Origin of the sequence: Desulfofundulus thermobenzoicus (assembly GCF_009428905.1) — a bacterium.
Taxonomy (GTDB): Bacteria; Bacillota; Desulfotomaculia; order Desulfotomaculales; family Desulfovirgulaceae; genus Desulfofundulus_A; species Desulfofundulus_A thermobenzoicus.
The window spans coordinates 1-511 of record NZ_WHYR01000146.1; the positions used below are offsets into that span (position 1 = coordinate 1).

The 511-nt window shown below is 41.1% G+C and carries 1 protein-coding gene; it reads right to left on the reverse strand.

What is annotated here, in order from left to right:
* Window positions 1-102: 102 nt before the first annotated feature.
* A partial coding sequence (gene upp, locus GFC01_RS17935; protein ID WP_152948494.1) for a uracil phosphoribosyltransferase occupies window positions 103-511 on the reverse strand: 409 nt, incomplete at its 5' end.

The following is a 511-nucleotide window of genomic DNA, read 5'->3' on the forward strand; positions in this document are numbered from 1 at the left end:
GTTCAGTATACATTGATTTTTCTAAGAACGGTATCAACCGTTTGTCATATATTTCAAAAAGCCCACATGCACGTTTGCATGTGGGCTTTTATTAAGACTTTCTTATTTCGTTCCGTACATACGGTCACCAGCATCACCAAGACCTGGGATGATGTAACCTTTTTCGTTTAGTTTCTCATCTAATGCTGCAATGTAGATATCAACATCTGGATGATGCTTTTGCATTTCCTCTACACCTTCAGGGGCAGCAATCAGACACATAAAGCGAATGTTTTTCGCACCGCGTTTTTTCAAGCTGTTTAACGCTTCGACTGCTGAGCCGCCAGTTGCAAGCATTGGGTCTACTACGATAAATTCACGTTCTTCCACATCAGATGGAAGCTTCACATAATATTCAACAGGCTTTAATGTTTTCGGATCACGGTATAAACCAACATGTCCCACTTTAGCAGCTGGAATGAGTTTCAAAATCCCGTCTACCATTCCAAGACCTGCTCTTAAAATTGGCACA